2 tRNA genes and 2 rRNA genes are annotated in these 5,442 nt (G+C 48.7%); all 4 read left to right on the forward strand.

The features are described from left to right. Positions 1–449 precede the first annotated feature (449 nt). The 4 genes from RUMCAL_RS07385 (at position 450) to RUMCAL_RS07400 (ending at position 5,429) form a co-directional block, all read left to right on the forward strand. Positions 450–1,958: ribosomal RNA gene (locus tag RUMCAL_RS07385) — 16S ribosomal RNA — on the forward strand. Between the two features lie 143 nt (positions 1,959–2,101). Further along, positions 2,102–2,177 (forward strand) — tRNA-Ala (locus RUMCAL_RS07390). Positions 2,178–2,180: 3 nt separating this feature from the next. Then, positions 2,181–2,257, forward strand: a tRNA-Ile gene (locus tag RUMCAL_RS07395). 357 nt (positions 2,258–2,614) lie between these two features. Next, positions 2,615–5,429: ribosomal RNA gene (locus RUMCAL_RS07400) — 23S ribosomal RNA — on the forward strand. The 16S and 23S rRNA genes sit together here with 2 tRNA genes alongside, the layout of an rRNA operon. The last annotated feature ends 13 nt before the right edge of the window (positions 5,430–5,442 follow it).

The raw sequence follows: 5,442 nt of genomic DNA on the forward strand, positions 1-5,442 counted from the left end.
TTGTTCAAGAAAAGTTCACTTGACAAAAAGCTTGAAGTGTGGTAGAATGAATAGGCTGACTGTTTTGGACAGGCTGTCGAGGAAAAAGAGAATATGGAATGAACTTCAGTTCATAAAATGTTTACTTGACAAAATCGACAGAATGTGATAAAATAGAAAAGCTGGTCACGGCGAGAAGGAACGGAAAGAAAACAGGTTGAACTTCAGTTCACAAAATGTTTACTTGACAAAAACTTCTGAATGTGATATAATATAAAAGTTGCAGCACGAAAGCTGCTTCGAAAGTATCTTGAAAATTGAACAATGCACTACAAGCAAAAAGCCCTTGAGATTCCAAGAGATTGGAACTTTAAGAAGTCAGAAAAGACAGAAAAATCACAAAGGTAATTGCGAGCGAATCGTAATTGCTAGGATCGATATAAAGACGCGAAGCGTCTGTATATACAACTTAAATAAAGAGTTTGATCCTGGCTCAGGACGAACGCTGGCGGCACGCTTAACACATGCAAGTCGAACGGAGAACATTGAGCTTGCTTAATGTTCTTAGTGGCGGACGGGTGAGTAACACGTGAGTAACCTGCCTCTGAGAGTGGGATAGCTTCTGGAAACGGATGGTAATACCGCATAACATCATGGATTCGCATGTTTCTGTGATCAAAGATTTATCGCTTAGAGATGGACTCGCGTCTGATTAGCTAGTTGGTAAGGTAACGGCTTACCAAGGCGACGATCAGTAGCCGGACTGAGAGGTTGATCGGCCACATTGGGACTGAGACACGGCCCAGACTCCTACGGGAGGCAGCAGTGGGGAATATTGCACAATGGGGGAAACCCTGATGCAGCGATGCCGCGTGGAGGAAGAAGGTTTTCGGATTGTAAACTCCTGTTGAAGAGGACGATAATGACGGTACTCTTTTAGAAAGCTCCGGCTAACTACGTGCCAGCAGCCGCGGTAATACGTAGGGAGCGAGCGTTGTCCGGAATTACTGGGTGTAAAGGGAGCGTAGGCGGGATGGCAAGTCAGATGTGAAAACTATGGGCTCAACCCATAGACTGCATTTGAAACTGTTGTTCTTGAGTGAGGTAGAGGTAAGCGGAATTCCTGGTGTAGCGGTGAAATGCGTAGAGATCAGGAGGAACATCGGTGGCGAAGGCGGCTTACTGGGCCTTTACTGACGCTGAGGCTCGAAAGCGTGGGGAGCAAACAGGATTAGATACCCTGGTAGTCCACGCCGTAAACGATGATTACTAGGTGTGGGGGGACTGACCCCTTCCGTGCCGCAGTTAACACAATAAGTAATCCACCTGGGGAGTACGGCCGCAAGGTTGAAACTCAAAGGAATTGACGGGGGCCCGCACAAGCAGTGGAGTATGTGGTTTAATTCGAAGCAACGCGAAGAACCTTACCAGGTCTTGACATCGAGTGACGTACCTAGAGATAGGTATTTTCTTCGGAACACAAAGACAGGTGGTGCATGGTTGTCGTCAGCTCGTGTCGTGAGATGTTGGGTTAAGTCCCGCAACGAGCGCAACCCTTACCATTAGTTGCTACGCAAGAGCACTCTAATGGGACTGCCGTTGACAAAACGGAGGAAGGTGGGGATGACGTCAAATCATCATGCCCCTTATGACCTGGGCTACACACGTACTACAATGGCAATATAACAGAGGGAAGCAATACAGCGATGTGGAGCAAATCCCCAAAAATTGTCCCAGTTCAGATTGCAGGCTGCAACTCGCCTGCATGAAGTCGGAATTGCTAGTAATCGCAGATCAGCATGCTGCGGTGAATACGTTCCCGGGCCTTGTACACACCGCCCGTCACACCATGGGAGTCGGTAACACCCAAAGCCGGTCGTCTAACCTTCGGGAGGATGCCGTCTAAGGTGGGATTGATGACTGGGGTGAAGTCGTAACAAGGTAGCCGTATCGGAAGGTGCGGCTGGATCACCTCCTTTCTAAGGAGCACGAACGAAAGTTCAAAAGCTTCGGTCAGCAAGGGAGAGCAAGTAGAAAGAAAGCATTGTTCAATTTTGAGGATACTCAAGGAGAAAGAGTGTCTGCAAAAAGAAGCTTGAAAAACCGAGGGAAACCCGAACATGGGGGTGTAGCTCAGCTGGGAGAGCACCTGCTTTGCAAGCAGGGGGTCAGGAGTTCGATCCTCCTCATCTCCACCAAAAGGGCGCATAGCTCAGGTGGTTAGAGCGCACGCCTGATAAGCGTGAGGTCGATGGTTCGAGTCCATTTGTGCCCACCACTCACTTTTCTTTTTCGTGAAAAAAGAAAAGTAAGCAAAAGAAAAAACAATTCGGGTTTACCAAAGAAAAAGCTTTAAACTTACACGATGGCTTTTGAAAGAAAATGATTGTGTAGGAAAGAAGTGTCTTGCTTGCAAGAGCAAATATCAGTAGATGAAAAAGATCATCTGTTGATATCTGTTCTTGGAAAAGGACAGAAAAAAGTGCAGCTTGAAAACAGAATAATGAAAGCAAATGCAAGTGAAAACTACGAGTAAGTAGAAACAACGACATGAAGGTGAAAAACCAAAATGTTGGGTAAAAAATACTACAAATAGTTGGACGCGAAAATTCTGAGAAGAACCAAACGAACAAATGGTAAAGCAAAGAAGAGCGCAGAGTGAATGCCTTGGCATTGAGAGCCGAAGAAGGACGTGGTTAACTGCGATAAGCAGCGGGGAGTTGTAAGCAAGCATTGATCCGCTGATTTCCGAATGGAGCAATCCGCATGAAGTAGTTCATGCATCCATATGTGAATCAATAGCATATGGAGGGGAACCGCCTGAACTGAAACATCTAAGTAGGGCGAGGAAGAGAAATCAACCGAGATTCTGTAAGTAGTGGCGAGCGAACGCGGAAGAGGCCAAACCGAGAGAAGAAATTCTTTCGGGGTTCGGACTGCATTTAGTATTCCTGATCTTTAGTCGAACAGTCTGGGAAGGCTGACGAGAGAGTGTGAGAGTCACGTAGACGAAAAGGAGAAGGAGCGAGCAGGATCCAGAGTACCGCGGGGCACGTGAAATCCCGTGGGAAGATGGGGGGACCACCCTCCAAGCCTAAATACTACTCAATGACCGATAGCGTATAGTACTGTGAAGGAACGGTGAAAAGAACCCCGGGAGGGGAGTGAAAAGAACCTGAAACTCTGTGCTTACAAGCACATAGAGCACGTCAATGTGTGATATGGTACCTTTTGTAGAATGGTCCGGCGAGTTATGGTATGCAGCATGGTTAAGGACTTGAGGTCTGAAGCCGAAGCGAGAGCGAGTCTGACAAGGGCGATAAGTTGCATGCCATAGACCCGAAACCGGGTGACCTAGCCATGTCCAGGCTGAAGTGGAGGTAAAACTCCATGGAGGGCCGAACCGACCTCCGTTGAAAAGGCGGCGGATGAGATGTGGCTAGCGGAGAAATTCCAATCGAACCCGGATATAGCTGGTTCTCCCCGAAATAGCTTTAGGGCTAGCGTTGTATTAGATTACCGGAGGTAAAGCACTGAATGGGCTAGGGGCTGAGAAGTTACTGAACCCTATCAAACTAAGAATGCCGGATAATTGATGTACAGCAGTCAGACTATGTGAGATAAGTCTCATAGTCAAAAGGGAAACAGCCCAGACCCACAGCTAAGGTCCCAAAATGGATTTAAGTGGAAAAGGATGTGGAATTGCACAGACAACCAGGATGTTGGCTTAGAAGCAGCCACTCATTAAAAGAGTGCGTAATAGCTCACTGGTCGAGTGACTCTGCGCCGAAAATTCAACGGGGCTAAAATTCATACCGAAGCTTGGGCTTGACAGTAATGTCAGGGGTAGGGGAGCGTCGTATACGAGGTGAAGTCATAGCGGAAGCGGTGGTGGATTGTATACGAGTGAGAATGCCGGAATGAGTAGCGAGAATTATGTGAGAATCATAATGGCCGAAAGTCTAAGGTTTCCTGAGGAAGGTTCGTCCTCTCAGGGTTAGCCGGGAGCTAAGGTGAGGCGGAAACGCGTAGCCGATGCACATACGGTAGAAATTCCGTAGCCTCCGAAGATTTAAGCACAGGGACACTTTTGAAGGGCTGAGCCGGGCGTTGGTTGCCCCGGTCGAAAGGGACACGAGTGAGTGGAAGTCAGTTTGGAAAGAGGCGAGAAAAGCTGTGTGTATATGGAAGGAGCCCGTACCGCAAACCGACACAGGTAGACAGGAAGAAGATTCTAAGGCCAGCGGGAGAAGGGTTGTTAAGGAACTCGGCAAGTTGACCCCGTAACTTCGGGAGAAGGGGTGCTTACGAAGGTAAGCCGCAGAGAATAGGCCCAAGCGACTGTTTAGCAAAAACACAGCTCTATGCTAAATCGAAAGATGACGTATATGGGGTGACACCTGCCCGGTGCTGGAAGGTTAAGAGGAGATGTGAGAGCATTGAATTGAAGCCCCAGTAAACGGCGGCCGTAACTATAACGGTCCTAAGGTAGCGAAATTCCTTGTCAGGTAAGTTCTGACCCGCACGAATGGTGTAACGATTTGGGCACTGTCTCAACAACCCACCCGGCGAAATTGTAGTACCGGTGAAGATGCCGGTTACCCGCGACTAGACGGAAAGACCCCATGGAGCTTCACTGCAGCTTAATATTGGATTTCGGTATTTCATGTACAGGATAGGTGGGAGACTGGGAAATACAGGCGTCAGCTTGTATGGAGTCATTGTTGGGATACCACTCTTGAGGTGCTGGAATTCTAACCTGTGGCCTTGAATCAGGTCAGGGGACATTGTTAGGCGGGCAGTTTGACTGGGGCGGTCGCCTCCTAAAAGGTAACGGAGGCGCTCAAAGGTTCGCTCAGCATGGACGGAAACCATGCCAGAGAGTGCAAACGCATAAGCGAGCCTAACTGCGAGACTGACGGGTCGAGCAGTAACGAAAGTTGGAGTTAGTGATCCGGCGGTATATGTGAGTGGAAATGCCGTCGCTCAACGGATAAAAGCTACCCTGGGGATAACAGGCTGATCTCCCCCAAGAGTCCACATCGACGGGGAGGTTTGGCACCTCGATGTCGGCTCATCGCATCCTGGGGCTGAATTCGGTCCCAAGGGTTTGGCTGTTCGCCAATTAAAGCGGTACGCGAGCTGGGTTCAGAACGTCGTGAGACAGTTCGGTCCCTATCTGTCGTGGGCGTTGGAGATTTGAAAGGAGCTGTCCCTAGTACGAGAGGACCGGGATGGACGCACCTCTGGTGCACCAGTTGTCACGCCAGTGGCACAGCTGGGCAGCTATGTGCGGAACGGATAAACGCTGAAAGCATCTAAGCGTGAAGCCGCCCTTAAGATAAGATCTCCTTTAAGACCCCTTGTAGACTACGAGGTTGATAGGTCTGATGTGTAAGCATGGTGACATGTTTAGCTTGCAGATACTAATCGGTCGTTCGCTTTTCCTTTTGTTCATTGCGT

It is taken from the genome of Ruminococcus callidus ATCC 27760 (genome assembly GCF_000468015.1).
Classification (GTDB): domain Bacteria; phylum Bacillota; class Clostridia; order Oscillospirales; family Ruminococcaceae; genus Ruminococcus_C; species Ruminococcus_C callidus.